The organism is Polynucleobacter sp. es-GGE-1 (assembly GCF_018882005.1).
Lineage (GTDB): Bacteria > Pseudomonadota > Gammaproteobacteria > Burkholderiales > Burkholderiaceae > Polynucleobacter.
In genome coordinates this window covers 1-19,197 of record NZ_JACVPE010000017.1, presented here as the reverse complement: position 1 = coordinate 19,197, position 19,197 = coordinate 1, and the positions used below count along the sequence as shown (strand labels likewise).

Annotated in this window: 21 protein-coding genes; 14 read left to right on the top strand and 7 right to left on the bottom strand. The window is 39.9% G+C overall.

What is annotated here, in order from left to right:
• Positions 1-186: 186 nt before the first annotated feature.
• Entirely contained in the window at positions 187-354 is a 168-nt protein-coding gene (locus tag ICN35_RS11315; protein WP_216127717.1) for a hypothetical protein, read from the top strand.
• A gap of 368 nt (positions 355-722) precedes the next feature.
• On the opposite strand, the gene ICN35_RS11310 is transcribed toward ICN35_RS11315, so the two are convergent.
• Complete coding sequence (locus ICN35_RS11310; RefSeq protein ID WP_216127714.1) at positions 723-1,661, bottom strand: LysR family transcriptional regulator; 939 nt, start codon at positions 1,659-1,661, stop codon at positions 723-725.
• A 101-nt stretch (positions 1,662-1,762) separates the two neighbouring features.
• Between ICN35_RS11310 and ICN35_RS11305 the strand changes: the two genes are divergently transcribed.
• The 7 genes from ICN35_RS11305 to ICN35_RS11440 all read left to right on the top strand — a co-directional run bounded on the left by ICN35_RS11305 (position 1,763) and on the right by ICN35_RS11440 (position 6,560).
• Complete coding sequence (locus ICN35_RS11305; RefSeq protein WP_216127711.1) at positions 1,763-3,049, top strand: Rieske 2Fe-2S domain-containing protein; 1,287 nt, start codon at positions 1,763-1,765, stop codon at positions 3,047-3,049.
• A gap of 2 nt (positions 3,050-3,051) precedes the next feature.
• Positions 3,052-3,558 (top strand): aromatic-ring-hydroxylating dioxygenase subunit beta, encoded by a 507-nt coding sequence (locus tag ICN35_RS11300; protein WP_216127709.1) that lies wholly within the window; start codon positions 3,052-3,054, stop codon positions 3,556-3,558.
• Positions 3,559-3,569: 11 nt separating this feature from the next.
• Positions 3,570-4,544 carry a tripartite tricarboxylate transporter substrate binding protein gene (locus ICN35_RS11295; RefSeq protein ID WP_216127706.1) on the top strand — a complete coding sequence of 325 codons (975 nt, stop codon included), beginning with the start codon at positions 3,570-3,572 and terminating at the stop codon, positions 4,542-4,544.
• Between the two features lie 8 nt (positions 4,545-4,552).
• A complete protein-coding gene (locus ICN35_RS11290; RefSeq protein WP_216127704.1) occupies positions 4,553-5,428 on the top strand; it encodes a sulfurtransferase in 876 nt (291 codons plus the stop codon).
• A 20-nt stretch (positions 5,429-5,448) separates the two neighbouring features.
• The gene (locus tag ICN35_RS11285; protein ID WP_216127701.1) at positions 5,449-5,772 is read left to right on the top strand and encodes an NIPSNAP family protein; all 324 of its coding nucleotides are present in this window, start codon (positions 5,449-5,451) and stop codon (positions 5,770-5,772) included.
• Positions 5,773-6,050: 278 nt separating this feature from the next.
• Positions 6,051-6,233, top strand: coding sequence for a hypothetical protein (locus tag ICN35_RS11445; RefSeq protein WP_255535815.1), 183 nt, complete (start codon positions 6,051-6,053; stop codon positions 6,231-6,233).
• 3 nt (positions 6,234-6,236) lie between these two features.
• Positions 6,237-6,560: a hypothetical protein gene (locus ICN35_RS11440; protein ID WP_255535814.1), complete on the top strand. Its 324-nt coding sequence runs from the start codon at positions 6,237-6,239 to the stop codon at positions 6,558-6,560.
• Between the two features lie 410 nt (positions 6,561-6,970).
• On the opposite strand, the gene ICN35_RS11275 is transcribed toward ICN35_RS11440, so the two are convergent.
• From ICN35_RS11275 to ICN35_RS11255, 5 genes are all read right to left on the bottom strand, one after another.
• Positions 6,971-7,915, bottom strand: a complete 945-nt coding sequence (locus ICN35_RS11275) for a PDR/VanB family oxidoreductase (RefSeq protein WP_216127698.1) — start codon at positions 7,913-7,915, stop codon at positions 6,971-6,973.
• Positions 7,916-7,928: 13 nt separating this feature from the next.
• Positions 7,929-8,942, bottom strand: coding sequence for a D-2-hydroxyacid dehydrogenase (locus tag ICN35_RS11270; protein ID WP_216127694.1), 1,014 nt, complete (start codon positions 8,940-8,942; stop codon positions 7,929-7,931).
• Between the two features lie 34 nt (positions 8,943-8,976).
• Positions 8,977-10,116 (bottom strand): aromatic ring-hydroxylating dioxygenase subunit alpha, encoded by a 1,140-nt coding sequence (locus tag ICN35_RS11265; RefSeq protein WP_216127691.1) that lies wholly within the window; start codon positions 10,114-10,116, stop codon positions 8,977-8,979.
• A gap of 28 nt (positions 10,117-10,144) precedes the next feature.
• Complete coding sequence (locus tag ICN35_RS11260) at positions 10,145-11,107, bottom strand: tripartite tricarboxylate transporter substrate binding protein (RefSeq protein WP_216127689.1); 963 nt, start codon at positions 11,105-11,107, stop codon at positions 10,145-10,147.
• A 148-nt stretch (positions 11,108-11,255) separates the two neighbouring features.
• On the bottom strand, positions 11,256-11,942 hold the full coding sequence (locus tag ICN35_RS11255; protein ID WP_216127686.1) for a GntR family transcriptional regulator: 687 nt from the start codon (positions 11,940-11,942) through the stop codon (positions 11,256-11,258).
• Between the two features lie 79 nt (positions 11,943-12,021).
• Between ICN35_RS11255 and ICN35_RS11250 the strand changes: the two genes are divergently transcribed.
• The 6 genes from ICN35_RS11250 to ICN35_RS11225 all read left to right on the top strand — a co-directional run bounded on the left by ICN35_RS11250 (position 12,022) and on the right by ICN35_RS11225 (position 17,122).
• Positions 12,022-12,615, top strand: coding sequence for an urea carboxylase-associated family protein (locus ICN35_RS11250; RefSeq protein WP_216127684.1), 594 nt, complete (start codon positions 12,022-12,024; stop codon positions 12,613-12,615).
• 338 nt (positions 12,616-12,953) lie between these two features.
• Positions 12,954-13,916, top strand: a complete 963-nt coding sequence (locus tag ICN35_RS11245; RefSeq protein ID WP_216127682.1) for a tripartite tricarboxylate transporter substrate binding protein — start codon at positions 12,954-12,956, stop codon at positions 13,914-13,916.
• A 31-nt stretch (positions 13,917-13,947) separates the two neighbouring features.
• Positions 13,948-15,207, top strand: a complete 1,260-nt coding sequence (locus ICN35_RS11240; RefSeq protein WP_255535813.1) for an aromatic ring-hydroxylating dioxygenase subunit alpha — start codon at positions 13,948-13,950, stop codon at positions 15,205-15,207.
• On the top strand, positions 15,200-15,706 hold the full coding sequence (locus tag ICN35_RS11235) for an aromatic-ring-hydroxylating dioxygenase subunit beta (RefSeq protein ID WP_216127679.1): 507 nt from the start codon (positions 15,200-15,202) through the stop codon (positions 15,704-15,706). The genes ICN35_RS11240 and ICN35_RS11235 overlap by 8 nt, the downstream gene beginning before the upstream one ends.
• Positions 15,707-15,726: 20 nt before the next feature.
• Positions 15,727-16,704, top strand: coding sequence for a D-2-hydroxyacid dehydrogenase (locus ICN35_RS11230; RefSeq protein ID WP_216127677.1), 978 nt, complete (start codon positions 15,727-15,729; stop codon positions 16,702-16,704).
• 22 nt (positions 16,705-16,726) lie between these two features.
• Positions 16,727-17,122: a RidA family protein gene (locus ICN35_RS11225; protein WP_216127675.1), complete on the top strand. Its 396-nt coding sequence runs from the start codon at positions 16,727-16,729 to the stop codon at positions 17,120-17,122.
• Between the two features lie 676 nt (positions 17,123-17,798).
• Here ICN35_RS11225 and ICN35_RS11220 read toward each other — a convergent pair.
• Complete coding sequence (locus ICN35_RS11220) at positions 17,799-19,043, bottom strand: hypothetical protein (RefSeq protein WP_216127671.1); 1,245 nt, start codon at positions 19,041-19,043, stop codon at positions 17,799-17,801.
• Between the last annotated feature and the right edge of the window lie 154 nt (positions 19,044-19,197).

Below are 19,197 nucleotides of genomic sequence, written 5' to 3'. Positions count from 1 at the left end.
ACGATCTGCCTCTTGCAATATCCGAACAATCTGTTCGTCTGAAAACCGTACTCTCTTCATACCTGCTCCTTAGGTTGAAGGAGTCATTATCTCTAAAAGCTTTTGGTCTGAAAATCCCAGGACAGGTCAAGTGAACAAACAATTTCTAAATTACAAGCAAAACAACTCAAACTATATTTGAAATATATGGACTTTGGAAATGTACGCCCTGAAAGACAATTTATTGTTGAAAAAATGATGTATCAAAATATGCTCTTGGGAAATATCAAAACTAGCATCATTGATGATTTGCGATGTAACTTCATCAAAATGCACCCAGAATCAGAATTGCCGGAAGTGTTGAGGAGGGTTTAAGGAGAGAAAGGCTACGAGACCTGAAGTTCAGACTTTGGAGTAATGAAGGGTTTTGACCATTGCCCCAAAGTCACCCGCTCTCATAACCAGAGAACCTAAACATAACCTAAAGCACACAAAAAGCCAGCTTTTGAGGCTAAAGGTCTGGTTTGGTCATTTAAGCGTTACTTAAAGTAACGCTGGGCATGCTAGAAAGTGTGTAGGCAATTACTACACATTTTCAATAGTGATACTAATGTGTTGCAGTCTTCAATTTTAAGGGCCGCTTTCGACCAGTTTTAGTCATTAATTAATTGATACAACTTTAAGCAACACTTAGATGAAGGTTCCTGTGACCAATGGATCTGGGGATATGTGGCCATGAAGCGCTAAATGGACTCAGTGCCATTTCTTGCATACCTTCGCTCTAAAAAGGTTGTCAAATTATCAAAAATAATTCCTCGAAGCCAAGTGTTACCAGGGTCATTTGTGACGCTTTTATGCCAATATACATTTACCTGGAAAGTAGGAGGCATAAAGGGAAGTTTTTTTTGCACAATATTAGTATTCTCAGAGCTATGGTCAGCTAATGCTTGAGGAACTGTAGCAATTAAATTAGTCTCTGAAACAATAATAGGAGCGCTCATAAAGTGAGGGGTATGCAAAGCTATATCTCTCTTTATTTTTTTTGACTTTAAAAACTTCTCAAATACTTCTATGCTCCTTCCAGGGGCTTGGATGGAAATATGCCTTAACTCCTGGAAACGTTTAAGTGTTAATTTTTCTTGAGCCATTGGATTATTCGTGCTCATAATGCAGGCAAAAGAATGCAGACCTACCCTACGGTGTAAAAACTGTCCTGTTTTAATATCTGGGAAATAGCCTGCAACGAAATCAATTTCACCATGGATCATCGCCTCTTCTAATTCTTTTGGATTTAAGGATTTTGATCTAAGCCTAACTTGCGGGGCTTCCCTTTCGATATTTTGGATGAGAATCGGAAGGTAAATACATTCTCCTATATCGGAAAGTCCAATATTGAATTCTCGAGTTGATGTATGGGGGTCAAAATGGGGCTGAATTTTCAATTCTGAATTTATTTGAACCAAGATTTTACTAATTGGATCAAATAAATTATGTGCTCTTGATGTTGGTTGCATTCCAGATGAGGCTTTTATAAAAAGGGGGTCATTCAGGTTTACACGCAGTCTATTTAGTGCAGAGCTAATTCCTGGTTGGCTCATTTTTAGTAAAAGAGCTGCATCTCTAACACTTCGTGTTTGGTAGATGGCAATAAAAATCTCTAAAAGTCTAAAGTCAAGGTTCATAACGTTATTCTAAAACACAATAATGGTTATTAAAAAAATTGTATTGAACAATAATGAATGATTGAGTATATTGATTCAAACAAAAATCTGGAGAGTCATATATGTCTACATGTGAAGCCATCATTCAACAACCATTCTCACCAGCTCATGAGCGTATCTCATGGCCAAAAAATAGTGGAATAACAAAAATTCCGTACTCTATATTTTCTGATGGAGGAGTTTATGAGGAAGAGCAAGAGAGAATTTTTAAGGGACCAGTATGGAACTATCTTTGTTTGGAGGAGGAGATTTCTAATCCAGGCGATATTCGAACAACTTGGGTTGGCGAAACCCCCGTAATCGTAACTCGCGACCATGATGGTCAATTGCATGCCATGGTCAATAGATGCGCCCACAAAGGAGCATTGGTGTGTTTAAAAGAAAAAGATAACAGAAAATCATTAACCTGTATCTATCATGCTTGGAATTATGACTTAAGCGGGCAGCTTAAAAGCATTGCATTTGAAAAGGGTGTTGCGGGTAAAGGTGGTATGCCCCCAAACTTTGATGTTTCTGAGCATCGTCTTCAACCTCTTCGTATCACCTCACTCTATGGGCTAATTTTTGGAACATTCTCGGATGAAACAAAGCCAATAGAAGAATATCTTGGGCCGAAGATGTCTGCATTCATGAAACGGAACTTGGATCGACCTCTTAAGATCTTAGGCAGACATAGCCAAGTGATTCATAATAATTGGAAGCTATATGCTGAAAATGTTCGCGATTCTTATCACGCTACATTACTTCATACCTTTTATACTGCTTTTAAAGTCAATAGACTAGATATGGATGGCGGCATCATCTTGGCTGATGATAAGTGGCACCATATTAGTTATTCAAAAAGAATGACTCACAAGCTCGATCAAGAATATTCTTCTGCAAATGTCCATTCAGCCAAATACACTTCATCATTAGCAGCCCCAGAATTGATAGCATCTTGGGAAGAATTTGATGATGGCATTACTCATAGCATTCAGACCATATTTCCAAATTTAGTGATTCAGTACACATTGAATTCCTTGGCAATTAGACATTTTGTGCCAAGAGGGGTCGATGAGACCGAGTTATTTTGGCTTTTCCTAGGCGACAAAGGTGATACGGACGAGCAGGAGGGCATGAGGGTCATGCAAAGCAATTTAACTGGAGCTGCTGGTCTAGTTGCGCTTGAGGATGGTTGTATTAATTCATTTGTGCAAAGAGGTACAAAGACAAGCCCTAAAGAATCCTCATTTGTCGAGATGGGAGGTACGGTGGCTGAGTCAAATGAGTCATCTCGCGCTACAGAAACTTCTGTTAGAGGATTTTGGTTCGGGTATAGAAATATTATGGGGTTCAATCAGAATTTATGAATATGTTAAAGACCTTAGATGTATTAAATACGAGCATTCCAAATAATGATCTTATTAATAAGATCGAAATTTTCTTAATCAATTATGCGTATGCATTAGATGATGGATTGGTTAAGGAGTGGGATAGCTTTTTTTGTGATGATGGCCTCTATTTTGTAACGACGGTACAGAATGAAGAGGATGGACTTCCTATTGGGATTATTCATTGCAAGGGCAGGGGGATGATGAGCGATAGAATAATTGCGCTTGAAACGGCAAATATTTATGAAGCCCACAGATATTGCCATATTATCACTAAACCTTCAATTAGACTAATTGAGGCCGATCTTTTTAGTGTGCGATCTAATTTTTCAGTCTTTAGAACGATGGAAAATGGATATACAGATTTATTTGCAACAGGAAAATACTTAGATCAAGTACTTTTAGTGGATGGTATTCCTAAATTTAAGGAGCGCCGAGTTATTTTGGACTCAAAAAGAGTGGATACCCTGATGGTGTTTCCAATTTAAAGGAGCTGAGCATGAGTAGATTTAGTTTAAATGTTGTGAGGTCAATTTTTTTATTATTCGTACTACTTTTAGCATCTGGAGGAGCCAGTGCTCAAAAAGATTGGCCTACTAAGCCAATTAGGATTATTGTTCCTTATGCTCCTGGCGGTATAGCAGATACAGTAGCCAGAATCATTGCGCCAATGTTTCAGGATGCATTGAATCAAACAGTGATTATTGAAAGCAAGACGGGAGCTAGCGGAACTGTCGGAACTGCATTTGTAGCAAAAAGTCCACCCGATGGTTACACGCTTCTTTTAGGGCTGGCCGCTCCTCAAACACTTAGCCAGCATTTGGGGAAGATTGAGTATGATGGTGTAAAGGATTTTGCACCCATCACTCTAATTAACACCAATCCTTTAGTGCTTTTGGTCAACCCCAGTTTGCCTATTAATTCGGTTGCTGATCTTATTAAATATGCCAAGGCTAATCCAGGAAAATTAAACTTTTCTGGAGCTGGTGGTTTAACACAGTTTGCTGGAGAGATTTTTAAGGCTCGAGCGGGCGTTAATATGGTGCATGTTCCTTATCGAGGTGGTGCGCCGGCAGTAACGGCAGCAGTAGCAGGTGAAGCTCAATTAACATTTGCTAATTATTCAGATGCAATCCCTTGGATTGAGTCTGGAAAACTTCGCCCCTTAGCCGTTACAAGTGCATCGCGCTTTCCATTAGCCCCAAAGATTCCGGCAATTTCTGAAACATTGTCTGGTTTTGCTGTTGACGGGTGGAGTGGATTATTTGCGCCTGCTGGCACCCCACCTGAAATAGTTAACCGTTTGGCATCCATAGTGCGCGAAGGGTTTAAGAATCCGGAACTACGCAAACGCATGGAGTCTATTGGTGCAATTCCTGGGGGAGATACTCCGGAGGAATTTAGAGTATTTGTTAAAGCCGAATCTATTAAGTGGGGAAATTTTGTTGCTCAGACCGGCATTAAGGGGGATTAATAGTCTCTATGGATGCAATCAATACAGGGTCATTGGTAACTTCTGAATGGCTAGCCTTACATTTAGACTCACCGTGGTTAAAAATATTAGATATTTCATGCCACTTACCAAATTCTGGAAGAAATGGTCGGCTAGAGTTCCAGAATGAACATATACCTGGGTCAATTTATTTTGATCTCCTAGCTGCCGCAGATCCTGAAAGTAAATTTAGTCACACATTACCAAGTCCTCAGTATTTTTCAGAGTTTGTTAGTAATCATGGAATTGCTAATGATGATGCAATTGTTTTATATGATGTAAATGGAATAGGATCCTCTCCTCGAGCATGGTGGCTGTTCCAAATGTTTGGTCATAAAAGAGTTTTCATCTTAGATGGTGGATTGCTTAAATGGAAGGCTGAAGGTCGAAGATTAGAATCTGGTCCTAGTAGAGAAATAGGGCCTAAAAAATATCTATGTAAAAGTGCATTGCAAACAGTTATTAGTTTAGAGGGCGTCAAGCAGACTGTTAAGGGGACTCAATTGAATATCTCAGATGCTGCGCAAATTGTAGATGCTAGATCACCTGGAAGATTTAAAGGCGTTGATTCTGAGCCTGTAGTAGGTATTAAGAGTGGTCATATACCCGGAAGTGTTAATTTACCATCCACTAAATTCTGGGATCTTCAATCAGGTACTTTTGCATCCACTGAAAAAATTACTGAACTTTTTGATATGCAGAATATTGATTTGAATCGTAAGGTTATATGTACATGTGGCTCTGGAGTAACTGCATGCGTTTTAATTTATGCATTGCATAGACTGGGCGCTAAAGAGGCAGTTCTTTTCGATGGTTCATGGACTGAGTGGGCATCAGCTGCGGATGCGGAAATTCATATTGATTAAAAAGTAAATTTGGAGGAAGGATGATTTACGAGCTAAAAACTTATAGGGCAACTGAGGGGAATATCGGCGCGCTTAAAAAACGTTTTGGAGAAAAGACCATACCGATTTTTAGTCGACTAGGTATTGAGGTTACTCACTGCTGGGACAACTTAGAGGATCCAAATACTTTTAATTATTTAGTACGTTTTTCAAGCAGGGAAGCGGAGAAAAGCGCATGGGATGCCTTTGCAAGGGATGAGGAGTGGAAATTGGTGAAAATGGAAAGCGAAAAAGTATCGGGCCCCTTACTGGCATCCCAAAGCACACTTTATCTCTCATCCACTAATTTTTCTCAAAATGACTAAATCATTAAATGAATTTTCTTTAAATATTGTTAAGGAGGGTTCTGGTCCGATTGTTATCTTGAGTCATGCCTTAGGTTGCAACCTTAAAATGTGGGACGACGTTAAGCAGATTTTATAGAATGACTTTACGGTGGTGCGCTATGACCATCGAAATCATGGGAAATCAGGTTTTACAAGTGACCCATTTTCAATAGATGATTTAGCAGATGATGCTGCAATGTTAATAAAGGGGGTTAGGTAAGGAGCCAGTATTTTTTGTGGGCCTATCATTAGGTGGAATGGTTGCTCAATCACTTGCTGCTCGATACCCAGAATTGATGAGAGCATGTGTTATTGCAAATTCTTCCCAGCACTATAAAGATTCAGTTAAGAAGATGTGGAGTGACCGAATTGATAAGATTAAAGAAGAGGGAGTCTCTTATATTTCAGGAATGGCCATTGAAAGGTGGTTTATCTCTTAGTACTTGCTATCAGAAAATCAGTTAAGCAAACGTAAAGTCGTAGATATCAAAAGGGAATTAGATGCATTTGATGCGCATTCATATTCAATGAGTTGTAATGCTGTTGCACAAGTTGATTGCCGAAGGGGGAATAAAACTATTCTGGCTCCTACATTGGTATTATTCGGAATAAAAGATCAAGCTACGCCACCAGTATTATCAATTGCAATCCATGAGCATATTTTGGGATCAGAGTTAGCTGAAATTAATGCTGCTCATTTGAGTGCGGTTAAAAAGCCGACAGAGTTCTCAAATATTGTAAAAATTTTTTTAATTCATAAATCTTAATTATCTACAGATTGAGCTTTTGAGGCCTTAAGAAGCACAAAGTTAATGTCGGCATACTCAAATTCGATTGGTTTTCGAAACCAAAGAGTGAGCTAGTGTTTATTGTGATCTACTTAATCTAGTCGCACAAAACCTCACACACCGATAAACAGGTGACCTAAGCTCTTGAAATCCTAGTGGTTTTCTTTGGGTGTCTGCTCTCATAATCCTTTGGTCCCAGGTTCAAGTCCTGGTGGGCCCACCAGAAATGAAAATACCAACCTTCGGGTTGGTATTTTTTGAGCGTTACTTAAGGTAACGCTTGGGAGGCTGCTTAATTTAACGAATTTATATAAATTTAGAGATTAATTGTTCTAATTGTGCTGAGTAATAAAAGTTACTGAACACATCACTTAGCAGCAAGATTGATCTTAAATATCTAAAACCAATCTATCTGATTTTGCCCTTGATACGCAAATCATGATTGTTTTATTCGCCTCTTTTTCTTCATCTGATAGTAGGCTATCACGATGCTCTGCCACGCCCTCAAGCAGCACTGTCTCGCAGGAGCCGCAAAGGCCCTGCTCGCAATTACTAAGAGGAAAATGACCATGCTCCCTTAAAACGGTCAAGATACTTTTGTTGTCAGGAACAGATAAAACAACATTACTCTTTTTAAGTTCAATTTCAAAAGCATTGTTTTTATAATCTTTACTTGTTAGTGCAGCAAACCACTCAAAATATACTTTTTTCTTCGGGTGATTGCTTGCAAGCCTCTCTACTGATTGCATGAGACCCCCAGGGCCACAGCAATAGATATTTATGTCATCTTCATATGAGTTCAATAGACTCGTAATATCGAGAATTGGTTCTTCGCTGAAGTATCCACTTACTTTACTAGCATCAAGCTGGATTAAATCATCATAAAAAGCGGCATGCTCCTGTGAGCGGGCACAATAATGTAGAGCCCAATCTCGATTTTGCATCATCAGCGATTGAATCATTGAAAAAATTGGCGTAATACCGATACCGCCGGCTATGAACACAACCTTCTTTTTCGAATCAATAAGCGGAAAATGATTACGTGGGGTTGAGATAGCTAAAAAGTCATCTATTTTTACCTGGGTATGTAGGTTAATTGAGCCTCCACGTCCCGCCTCCTCGTATTTCACGGCAATTGCATAGAACGGATCAGTAGTTTTTCCGCATAAGGAGTATTGTCTGACCATGCCATTTGGCAAATATACGTCGATATGTGCACCGGGCTCAAAAGCTGGAAGTGCTCTTCCATCGGTGGGGATGAGGGTATATTTTAGAGTCTGTTTAGCAATTTCATCTATTGAGCGTACCTTGACTCGACGAATTTCTTGTGACATGTATAAGTTACTATTAATAGCTTCTATCTAAATCAACGACATTCGTTAAGGGTTTGTTGGCGAAATGATTTCGTAAGTTATTGAAAAATATATCTAAGGTACGAGGAATATATTCATCAATATCATCAGATAAGACATGAGGGGTGATTATTAGATTTGGAGTGTCCCAGTACGGCCAATCTTCTGGTGGAGGCTCTGGATAGGTAACATCAATAATGGCGCCGCTCAGGTGTTCACTTCTCAATGCTTTGTCTAGGGCGGCAGGATCAACTAATCCACCGCGGGACATATTTAGGAGTGCGGAGCCTTTTTTCATGAGACTAAATTCTTTATCACCCATTAAGAAACGGGTTTCCTCAGTTAGAGCAGTATTGAGTACTACAAAATCTGCCCTTGGAAGTAGGCTGACTAAACTTTCAGGCGGATGCATTTCATCTACATTGGGCATGGGTTTGCCACTCTTTCGAATCCCGAGCACCTTCATGCCAAAATCTTTAGCTAATTTGGCTATACCACCTCCAATAGCACCTACGCCAACGATTAAGACCGTTTTATTGGCAACCGTATCGGTAAAGATTCGGTTCCATTTTTTTTGACGTTGATCCCAGGATAGCTGGGGTAGGCGCGCATTTAACATCATTAACGCCATTAACCCAGACTGAGATGCCTTAGGGACATGCGCGCCGCTATTTGTTAGTACAGTTACCCCTTTTGGAACCCAATTTAAAGGTAGCAAATAATCAACCCCTGCGCCCAATATCTGTAGTAGCTTAAGAGACTTACCATCCTCCGATAAGGCCTCCTTCGGAAACCGATATGTAATCATTGCATCAGCCGTAGGAATGCTAGCCGCATAATTACTTTGATCAACCCCCCACGTCGTATGAATTTTCTCAGCTACATCGGGATACTTTTCTAAGACCTTTTCGTATTGATCTGGCCTCACAATAAATACCGGCATTAGGGTGCTGGCATTTTCAATATGCACATGAAATTTAGTTTTACCTGAATCTATTTGAATAGTCATAGCTTTAATGTTTATCTGATAAGTATCTAGTTATTTATTGGGGGCCAATGACTTTGTCTAGGACTCGATTTGCGATGCGATGCACGATGCATTCTTCAAGAGAATAGCGGCCTGGACGATAGCTACCGGAACGCATTGATTTTTGTACGTTTGGGTTGATTCCTAAATCCTCGCGAATAATTTGTGAGTATTTTTCATAGTAATCAGCGCCTACGATGTCATTAAAATTTGGCATCTCGACTGTTGATTTAGGAAAAGCCCAATTCTCATATAAGCGAAGTTTTTCAGGACCCTCGGGTAAGTACTGCCTAAATTTCATATAGTTTGCAGTCAAAATTATCTGCAAACTTGGCTCAACCCAAATGTGAAAAAGACCCTGCGCTTTTTTTTCATCAATGCCAGGAACATTTGGTAGGCCTGAGTAAGCTACGATACTGCGCTTACTAAACATTGCCTCCCATGGACCCTTTGTCTCTTCAAATATCCAATTGGATGGATTAGCTGGATCATAATGATCTCGATGAATTGAAGGTACGTGATAATTTTCAAATGCATTCTCTAGCCATATCTTCCAGTTGCAGTCTACCTCGTACATATCACGATTAGTCCACTGCATATTTTCCAGTTGATAGCTTGAAAGAAATTCTGGCAAATCACCTAGCCAGCTCATCAAGGACTCTGCATTTTCATCAAAATTAATAAAAATAAAGCCACACCAAAGCTCTGTTCTGATAGAAATGAGATTATGGTCAGCCATATTAAATCCAGAGACGCCAGCCATTGGCGGTGGATTGCCTGGAGTATTGAGAAGCTTGCCACTGGGTGAATAGGTCCAACTATGATACGGACAAACTAAGGCACGACAATGACCAGCACCTTCAGCAATGATTGCACCTCGGTGTCGGCACAGAGCTGAGTGGACTCTGACTTTTTGATTCTCATCGCGAATGACGATTAAAGGTTGACCCACAATTTCAATTGAATAGTAGTCCCCAGATTTAGGTACTTGTTCGACCCTTCCTGCGCAAATCCAATTTTTTTTGAAGATCATTTCTACTTCACGCTCATACCACTCGTTGTCAACATAGCACCAGCTTGGCAGCGTGGAAGCTTCATGTAGAGGTTTGCGAGTATCTTTATAGTGCTCTGGAGAAAAAATAGATTTATTAGGCATTGTTATTCAACTTTATTTTGATACATCATTAATCAGCAACTGCACCAGATTCTTTAATAGCTTTTGCCCACTTGGCGGATTCTTTGCGCATAAATAGATTAAATTCTTCCGGAGTATCCCCGACAGGAGTGGCTCCCATACCTAAGATTTTTTCGTTCAGATCAGGAGATTTAACGGCTTTAGCGATTGCAGTGCCGAGGATATTGAGAGTTTCACGATTAATGCCTGCAGGTGCTACCACCCCATACCAAGATGTGATATCTAAACCTGGTAAACCTGCTTGTGCTACCGTGGGAATATCTGGAGCAAAAGTACTTCTATTGGGCGCTAGTAGTGCTAAAGGTCGAATCTTTTGTGCCTTTATATATGGTAAAGCTGTACTGAGTTCAACTGACATCAGTGCCACTTGACCAGACATTAGATCAGTTAGCCCTGGAGCCGTACCCTTGTATGGAATGTGCACAATAAATACACCCGCCATTTTCTTAAACATCTCAACTGCAATCTGATGTGGAGTACCGTTACCCGAAGAGGCATAGCTTAATTTTCCTGGATTTGCCTTGGCGTATCCGATAAATTGTGCCAAGGTTTTAGCGGGCACATCATTATTGATAACGAGCACATGAGGAATATAGGCAACCAAGGAAACTGGAGTGAAATCTTTTATGGGGTCATAAGGAACTTTTTGTAAATTGGGGATTACCGATAACGAGCTAGTAGATCCCATCAATAAGGTGTAACCATCGGGTGTGGATTTAGCAACAATTTCAGTGCCTATAGATCCAGCTGCGCCAGCGCGATTATCTATAACAATGGGCTGCCCTAAAATTTCCGAAGTTTTTTGCCCAACCAGCCTTCCCAATGCATCAACTGCACCCCCAGGAGGAAAAGGGACTACGAGTTTGATGGGTTTTGTGGGGAACTCTGCAGCAGCAATTGACGTCAAAAAGAATGTCGTTAATACAACCAAAATTCTTGCCCAAAGATTCATGCTAATTCCCCTGTAAGGTGAGGTTATTTTAATGCAATTCTCGTAAACTAGTTAACTAGTTTATCTGAATTACGGTATCTGCAATGGCTATGCTAGCAATCTACATTGTGGATGAATTAAAGTCATGCACCACAATGCCACATTGACTCTATTTTTCAGCAGAATTAGCGCTAGTTGCCCTTAAATCAGATCCAAAGTCGGCTGCATTTTCAATATGCCGACGCATAGATTTAGCCCCCTCCGAGGGATTTCTATTTTCTAGAGCTTGTAAGATAAGTTCTAATTCAGCAAATAAATCGCGCATTCTGGCTGGGGTTGAAGGAGATAATTTCTTAAGCCAGCGAACCTTATCATGCAAACTTAAAAGAGTTTCTTTTATTAGGCTATTGCCGGCAGCGCGATAGATTTCAGTGTGAAAAAGTGAATCTAGTTCATTAAAGCTATCAAAGGTTTTTAGCCCATTACTAAACGTTTTTTTCTTGGGCCTTAACCGATTAAAAGCTTGACGTAATTGTATTAATTTTTTATCAGAGATATTTTTGGTGGCGAGTCGTGTGGCATTCACTTCTAAAATGAGACGGTATTCAAAAATTTCTGCGATCTCTTGCTCGCTAAGTTTTCTAACATATGTACCGCTCTGCGGGCTTACTTCAATCCATCCCTCACTGTGTAGTCTTGCAAAAGCCGAACGAATTGGGGATCTGCCGGTATTAAATTCACTGGCCAGTCTCGATTCAGATAATTTGAATCCAGGAAAGTAGTATACATTGATGATTCGACTTTTAATCTCATCATGAATGGCATTGGTTACGCTAGATTGTCTAATAGTCGGCATATAGATAAACTAAAGATTAATCCTTGGCTATTTAAAAACACTTAATCCTACAGTATTTAATAAAAATGAAAGCTGAAAAATGAGCCCCACTGAAATCCCCGCAAGAAGAGGAGCTGCTATTCCGCTAAAGAAGGATCAGAGAATTAAAATTATCAATACTCATGGCGGCCAAGTTGTAGATATGTGGTGTTTTTTGCCAGATGGTAGCGAACATCTTTCTATGCCTCATTCTGTGGTTACTTTAGGAAGAATTAAGCCTCTTCCTGGCGACAAGCTATATAGCCAACTTCGTAAACCTTTATTGGTTCTGGAAGATGATCACTCCCCAGGTACACATTGCATGCTCTTCGCGGCTTGTGATATTGAACGATATAAGCTATTGGGATGTATTGAATATCACGATAATTGCGCTGATAATTTACGGGAGGTTACGAATTCACTTGACATCGTCCCCTCCTATATTCCTACGCCCTTAAATTTATTTATGAATACAAAGTTTCATCAAAATCAAGAGATGGTTATTGAGGCGCCTGAAGCAAAGGCGGGTGATTTCATTACTTTTAGGGCGCTGCAAGATTGTGTGATGGCTTTTTCCGTCTGCCCTCAAGACTTAGTTCCTGTTAATGCCCATGGCTGTACTCCACAAGCTGTGGAGTACCAAGTTCTGGACTAGGAGTAGTTGTCTGGAATTCTTTAGCGGTAGCTTCAAGTTCTGGTGGCCTACCAGAAAAGCAAACCCTCATCAGCAATTGAACTGACCCTTTTTAGTTGGATTAGGTGTCCAACTTTTGTGGGTCAGTTCAAATGGTGGGGGTTTTGTCATTTGAGCGTTACTTTAAGTAACGCTCATTCACTCCTAAAGCGGTTTGGAGCAACAATTAGTTTAGATCATGGCTCCAAAGTCTTTTTTAGATTATTCAGCACCCTTTTGGGGCATGAACTAATTTATCAATAAGTAATTTCGAATACTATAGATTTTTATCTTAACTCATTAATCTTTTGGACCCTCCAATGAAATTACTATCAGTACTAGGATCTGCCTTATTATTTTTCTTATCATGCAATGCCCATTCGGAAACTTATCCTTCTAGACCCATTGTGATGGTGGTACCTTATTCAGCTGGGGGCAGTAGCGATAAGTTGGGTAGATTGCTCGGAATCAAAATGTCAGAGATTCTAGGTCAAAATGTTGTTATTGAGCTAAGGCCTGGTGCTGGAGGTAACATAGGCGCTGAATATGTTGCAAAACAATCTAAACCAGATGGTTATACATTTTTATTCGGCGCTAGTAGTCTAGCTTCAAATGTATCTTTAATGAAGTTAAATTTTGACCCTAGAACAGATCTAGTGCCTATTTCAGGAGTTACAACGATTCCGAATTTAGTAGTGACGTCTGCTGAATTTGGGCCACAATCCTTTAAGGAATTAGTGGTGCTAGCCAATAAAAATCCTGGTACTGTTACCTATGGGTCTTCTGGCCCTGGAACGGGAAGCCATCTTTCAGGAGCGCTACTGACAAGTAGCTATAACGTACCATTGACTCATATTCCATATAAAGGAAGTGGTGCTGTCTATGCTGATCTTATACCTGGAAGAGTCACTATTCTATTTGATGCTATAGAATCAGGCATCAATCAAGTGAATGGCGGAAAGGTGAGGCCTCTAGCAATCACATCTGTCAAACGTTCACCTTCTCTGCCAGACGTTCCCACTATTGCTGAATCAGGATTCCCGGGATATCGCATGAGTACTTGGTTTGGTTTTTTTGCTCCAGCAGGAACGCCACCTAACATCATTGAAAAATTGAACTACGCGACTGTTAAAGCGTTAGAATCTCCTGATATAAAGGAGCATTTATTACGCAGTGGTTCTGAGCCAATTCCTACTAAGTCAGCTGAATTTGGCAAGTATTTTCAAGCTGACGTTGAACGCTGGAAAACTCTAGTAGATACAGGTAAATTATCTCCACTTTAAATTTTTATCAACATCGACAGAGGGGAATTTTTTGAGCCAAGCAAAAGATCTGCAACCGATTAAAGAAATTCTTCAATGGCCGAGAGCAGACGTAACACGTGTTCCTTTAAATATTTTTAGCAACACTGACATTTATAAGTGGGAACAAGATCTTATTTTCCGAGGACCTACTTGGAGTTTTTTGTGTCTTGAGTCCGAAATTGCTAATGCCGGTGATTTTATTACTACCAAAATTGGCGAGACCTCGATTATTGTAATTCGCACCTTTGAAGATGGCATCAATGCCTTGGTGAATAAATGTGTTCATAAAGGTTCAATCATCTGCTATGAGCCGTGTGGGAATCGAAAAAATAGCACTATTGTTTGTCCTTACCATAACTGGGTGTATGAATTTGATGGCAAATTAAAGGCGGTTGCATTTGAAAAGGGTATTCAAGGCAAGGGGGGAATGTCCGAAGAATTCGATAAAAATGAACATCGATTAAAGCGACTGCGAGTCGCAACTATAAACGGACTAGTATTTGGATCCTTCTCGGAGGATGCGCTTTCTCTAGAGGATTATTTGGGGCCTACGATGGTCGCCCATATGAAAAGAACCTTATATGGCACACCTAAAATTCTTGGTCGTTATAGCCAGGTGATGCAGAACAATTGGAAGTTATATGTTGAAAATAGTCGAGATAACTATCATCCCAGCCTATTGCATGGATTTTTTTCTACCTTCAAGCTAAATCGCTTATCAGCAGAGGGTGGCACATTACAAGATGAGCACTCACGCCACCATATTTCCTTTACAAAACGCTATACGGATGTAGGCGATGCTGTGTACGACTCAGGCATGATTCGTGCGATGAAAACTGATTACGGCCTTGAAGATCCGTCATTGATTGATCAATGGATGGAATACGACGATCAAATCACTAACTCGATTCAAAGTATTTTTCCAGGTTTTGTACTTCATCAAATTCTTAATTCTATTGCGACAAGACAGGTGATTCCACTTGGTCCTAATAAATGTGAGCTCATCTGGACTCTATTGGGATTTGAAGAAGATACTGAAGACCAAAACTACACTCGGATGAAGCAAAGTAATTTAGTTGGTCCTGGCGGTTTGGTCTCTATGGAGGATGGAGCGATTGGGGCCTTCGTAGAAAAAGGAATTAAAGGCGATACAGATGAATATGCTGTTATAGAAATGGGTGGTACGGGTGTTGGCGGAATGCCAACACGTGCAACTGAAACTTCTGTGCGTGGGTTTTGGAAATACTACCGGGAGTTACTAAATGTCTAATGTGATCTCTAGCAATGCAGACCTGCAGCTCGATCAAAACACAAAAGATGCAATTAGTAGGTTGTTAGTCTGTGCAGCACATTCAATAGATAATAATTTACTGGAGAATTGGCCCCAGTGTTTTATGGATAACGCAACTTATAAAGTGCTTACCAGGGCGGATTTTGATTTGGGCAGAAAAGTAGGAGTATGGTTTTGTGACTCTAAAGCAATGTTAGTAGACCGCGTAAATTCAATTCGTTCAGTCAATGTATTTGAACCTCATGTATATCGCCATATTCTTGGCACATCCGAAGTGACTCAGTACAAAGATAAAAAATATAGCGCTCAAACAAATTATGTAGTCATTCGCACAATGTATGACGGTGATATGGCAATATTTTCTGCTGGACGTTATGTCGATGAAATAATGATAGAAAATGGAACTGCATTATTTCAGTCACGCACTGTAGTTACTGACTCAGTTCGTTACGATACTATGGTTGCACTACCCCTTTAAATTTTTTACTTACTCAATATATGTATAGGCTTCATCTAGAAAGTAGTAAAAAAAGAAATCCACTTTTTCACTTAACAGAAGATGCTTGGAGTTTAGCCTCTAAACGACATCCTGAGCTTTCGTCAAAGATCGCCGTTAGCATTGGTTGGGATGGAGATATTTTAGAAAAGTCTTTGTGTGATGCTCAAGGGATAATTGTTGGTCCACTAAATAAAGAGTTAATTGCAACTGCCCCTAAATTAGAGTGGATTCACACCACTGGTGCCGGAGTAGATCATCTCTTTCCCATCGATTGGCTGCCAGCAAGAATTTTAATAACTAATAGTAGTGGTATTCATGCTGATAAAACTGAAGATTTTATTAGCATGGCATTACTCATGCTACATAATCGAATTCCACAGATTATTGCCGATCAAGCAAAGCGGCAATGGAAGGCCCCCTATCAATTCAATATTAAAAATAAAACTGTGGCGGTGCTCGGCTTTGGGGATCTTGGACAAGCCGCTGGCAGAGGTGCCAAACGCTTAAATATGAATGTTATTGCAATTACCAGGACAGGGAAACCTCAATTGACTGCAGATAAGACGGTGGCAATCGAGGACTTAGATAGCATTTTACCGACAGTTAATTTTTTAGTTGTTGCAACTCCTCTTACAGCACAAACAAAAAATATAATCGATAAGCGTAGATTAGCTCTATTACCTCCTGGCTCAGGTGTTATCAATATCGGTAGGGCAACTGTAATGGATAATGAAGCACTTAAAGAGTCTCTTATCCAGCAGCATTTAAGCGGGGCCATTCTCGATGTTTTTGAGCTTGAGCCCATTCCTGAAGACGCTGATATCTGGGCTGTGCCAAATCTTGTGATTACTCCCCATATTTCCTGTGACTCTCCCGATTACATACAGCGCGTCTTGGATTTATGGTTTGAAAATTTTGCGAATCTCTTGCATAAAAAAGCGTTTAAAAATATAGTCAATCGCAATTTAGGCTATTAACTTAGATCAAATAAAGGCTCTTATGTCCGACCTTATTTTTCATATGATTAATGGTGCTCCTGATCCAGTAGCTCCTTTTAGTCATGCTGTTGAAGCTAATGGCTTTGTTTTTATAACAGGTCAAATGCCTTTTGAGGGCATTTCCAATACTTCTAATTATCCAGAAACTATTGAGGATCAAACCCATCAAGTAATGAAGAACTTAACAATCGTACTTCAGGGCGTAGGAATTAATCTTTCGCATGTCGTTTCCGTCAGAATTTTCCTCACCCATTTCCACGAAGATTATGAAAAAATGAATGCAGTTTATGCTGGTTACTTTCCTGCAAACAAAAGACCCGCAAGGACTTGTGTTGGGGTAAATGGATTAGCAAGAGATGCACGCATTGAGATTGATATGATTGCTAAAAAAAATTAACCTCATCTTTTAGAAAATTGGAGAGTAGGAGAAATTCTTAAAAATAAAGTAGCTAAAAAGTTCAAATCCTAAGCTAGCTACTATTTAGTCTTAAAAGCCATTGCACAATTTATTACGTAGCGCCATTTTTATGCTACAAGTCAAAGAAATATATTGACTCTCGAGTAGCAACGAACTCTTCAAAGATGTAGGTCGCCCAATCGAATCGTGCTATCGGAGAAGGCATCCGCTAAAGTCTAGATGCGATTCTTAGTTGTAATCACCAAATCAAGCGTTACTTAATGTAACGCTTACTAATTTATAAAAAACGGTTTGGAGCAACGAAGTGTTAGATGGTTGCTCCAAAAATCCTGTGGTTTCGAAAACCAAAGAGTAAGAAAGTGTTTGTTGTGATCTTGTAAATCTAGTCACACAAAAGCTCACATACCGATATTTAAGAGACGTAACCTCTTGAAATCCTAGTGGTTTTCTTTGGATGTCTGCTCTCATAATCCTTTGGTCCCAGGTTCAAGTCCTGGTGGGCCCACCAATAAAATCAATGACTTAGCGTGAGAACGCTAGGTCATTTTTCATTAATGTGTAGTCGGTGTGTAGTAAATATCACCGCTATACCCCAATAGATATATGGGTCTAGCTTGGGCATCTTAACTATTAGTACATTTAACTGAACCTGAAATTAGTAATCTTCTTCATCGGCATCCTCATCTTCAGTAATTCCCACATAGCTTTTCTCTTCCTTGGCCCAGTAGTACTTGTATGGATCTTCTGGTTCAGTTGCAAGCTTCTTGAATAAATTTACCCTTTTCTTCAGGGGATGCTTTTCTTCTGCAAAGTGTCGAACAATATTGAGCCAATGTTCTGCGTATCTCTTTTCTTGATCTGAGAAATCATTGGTGGCAGCTTCAATGCTAATTAGATAGTTTTCTAACTCGCGTAGTTCTTGAATAAGTTTTGATTCTAGAAGGGCTTTATCAAGTTGAGCGTGTTGACTTGTAACTATGTTTTCATTATGAATTCTTATGGCTTTTTTGCGCTCGTATTCAACTTGCTCCCTGTATCGACGTTCCCGTTCAGCTTTTATGTCACTTGGCGCTTCTAAAAGATAGTGCAGAACCAAATCCATTTGCTGCTCTAGTTTGATGCGTTTTTGGTCCTTGAATATCTCAGGGTAATATTTAAACTCATGCTTAATCTCAAAGTAAATAACGCCATTGGGATAATTTCTGTAGTCGCCGCTATAAACGTCAAGCTTCTCAAGCAACTTTTGACTCTTGATTGACAAGCTGGTTTTCGAATAACCCTCTCTAATATTGATATACATCTTTTCGCCATCCTTTTCTATAGCGAATTCTTTCTGTCTATAACGATCTTTTTCCTCAAATAAGAATTTGTACCCTTCATCAGCCAAGGCTTTAAGAATTGGATCTAGGATTTTTAGACTTCGAAACATTGTGGAAAAGGATGCGCAAATGGGAATGCACCCATCTGAGGGCCGATAATGAAATCGTCCTTTATCCTCGTATGGCATATCGTCATCTAAAGATCTGTAACGTGAGTTGCCATTTTTACGATGCTTTTCAATAGCCTGTTGATAGCGTGTTGCTAAGTCGTAGATGTTCTTGGTGAGTGGATGCAACTTAGTTAGATCTCTAAGAGGTTTTAGTTTTTGCTCTGGCGATTTTTCTAAGGCCTCCTCTATGGCCTTATCACGTTGATGTGCCTCTTTCGCGACCTTGACAGCTACGGGATTAATTTCAATTTCGGGGTTGTATTTGGGTCTTGGAATTTCAGGTTTTGCAAAGCCTTTGCCGTAAAGTAGTTTTTGCCAATGACCCTGTGGCGGCAGCGGAATCTCAAACTTAATACAAGCTTTACGAAGCCCAACATCGCTGCAACCAAAATTTTTAGCAAGCTTAGTCATGGGTGTGACCCAAACTTGTTCAAAGTGACCTGTCCTGGGATTTTCAGACCAAAAGCTTTTAGAGATAATGACTCCTTCAACCTAAGGAGCAGGTATGAAGAGAGTACGGTTTTCAGACGAACAGATTGTTCGGATATTGCAAGAGGCAGATCGT

Excerpts from the sequence above, each read along its gene's own strand:
- ICN35_RS11315 (WP_216127717.1), top strand. The coding sequence starts at position 187 with ATGGACTTTGGAAATGTACGCCCTGAAAGACAATTTATTGTTGAAAAA.
- ICN35_RS11310 (WP_216127714.1), bottom strand. The coding sequence starts at position 1,661 with ATGAACCTTGACTTTAGACTTTTAGAGATTTTTATTGCCATCTACCAA.
- ICN35_RS11305 (WP_216127711.1), top strand. The coding sequence starts at position 1,763 with ATGTCTACATGTGAAGCCATCATTCAACAACCATTCTCACCAGCTCAT.
- ICN35_RS11300 (WP_216127709.1), top strand. The coding sequence starts at position 3,052 with ATGTTAAAGACCTTAGATGTATTAAATACGAGCATTCCAAATAATGAT.
- ICN35_RS11295 (WP_216127706.1), top strand. The coding sequence starts at position 3,570 with ATGAGTAGATTTAGTTTAAATGTTGTGAGGTCAATTTTTTTATTATTC.
- ICN35_RS11290 (WP_216127704.1), top strand. The coding sequence starts at position 4,553 with ATGGATGCAATCAATACAGGGTCATTGGTAACTTCTGAATGGCTAGCC.
- ICN35_RS11285 (WP_216127701.1), top strand. The coding sequence starts at position 5,449 with ATGATTTACGAGCTAAAAACTTATAGGGCAACTGAGGGGAATATCGGC.
- ICN35_RS11445 (WP_255535815.1), top strand. The coding sequence starts at position 6,051 with ATGGTTGCTCAATCACTTGCTGCTCGATACCCAGAATTGATGAGAGCA.
- ICN35_RS11275 (WP_216127698.1), bottom strand. The coding sequence starts at position 7,915 with ATGTCACAAGAAATTCGTCGAGTCAAGGTACGCTCAATAGATGAAATT.
- ICN35_RS11270 (WP_216127694.1), bottom strand. The coding sequence starts at position 8,942 with ATGACTATTCAAATAGATTCAGGTAAAACTAAATTTCATGTGCATATT.
- ICN35_RS11265 (WP_216127691.1), bottom strand. The coding sequence starts at position 10,116 with ATGCCTAATAAATCTATTTTTTCTCCAGAGCACTATAAAGATACTCGC.
- ICN35_RS11260 (WP_216127689.1), bottom strand. The coding sequence starts at position 11,107 with ATGAATCTTTGGGCAAGAATTTTGGTTGTATTAACGACATTCTTTTTG.
- ICN35_RS11255 (WP_216127686.1), bottom strand. The coding sequence starts at position 11,942 with ATGCCGACTATTAGACAATCTAGCGTAACCAATGCCATTCATGATGAG.
- ICN35_RS11250 (WP_216127684.1), top strand. The coding sequence starts at position 12,022 with ATGAGCCCCACTGAAATCCCCGCAAGAAGAGGAGCTGCTATTCCGCTA.
- ICN35_RS11245 (WP_216127682.1), top strand. The coding sequence starts at position 12,954 with ATGAAATTACTATCAGTACTAGGATCTGCCTTATTATTTTTCTTATCA.
- ICN35_RS11235 (WP_216127679.1), top strand. The coding sequence starts at position 15,200 with ATGTCTAATGTGATCTCTAGCAATGCAGACCTGCAGCTCGATCAAAAC.
- ICN35_RS11230 (WP_216127677.1), top strand. The coding sequence starts at position 15,727 with ATGTATAGGCTTCATCTAGAAAGTAGTAAAAAAAGAAATCCACTTTTT.
- ICN35_RS11225 (WP_216127675.1), top strand. The coding sequence starts at position 16,727 with ATGTCCGACCTTATTTTTCATATGATTAATGGTGCTCCTGATCCAGTA.
- ICN35_RS11220 (WP_216127671.1), bottom strand. The coding sequence starts at position 19,043 with ATGACTAAGCTTGCTAAAAATTTTGGTTGCAGCGATGTTGGGCTTCGT.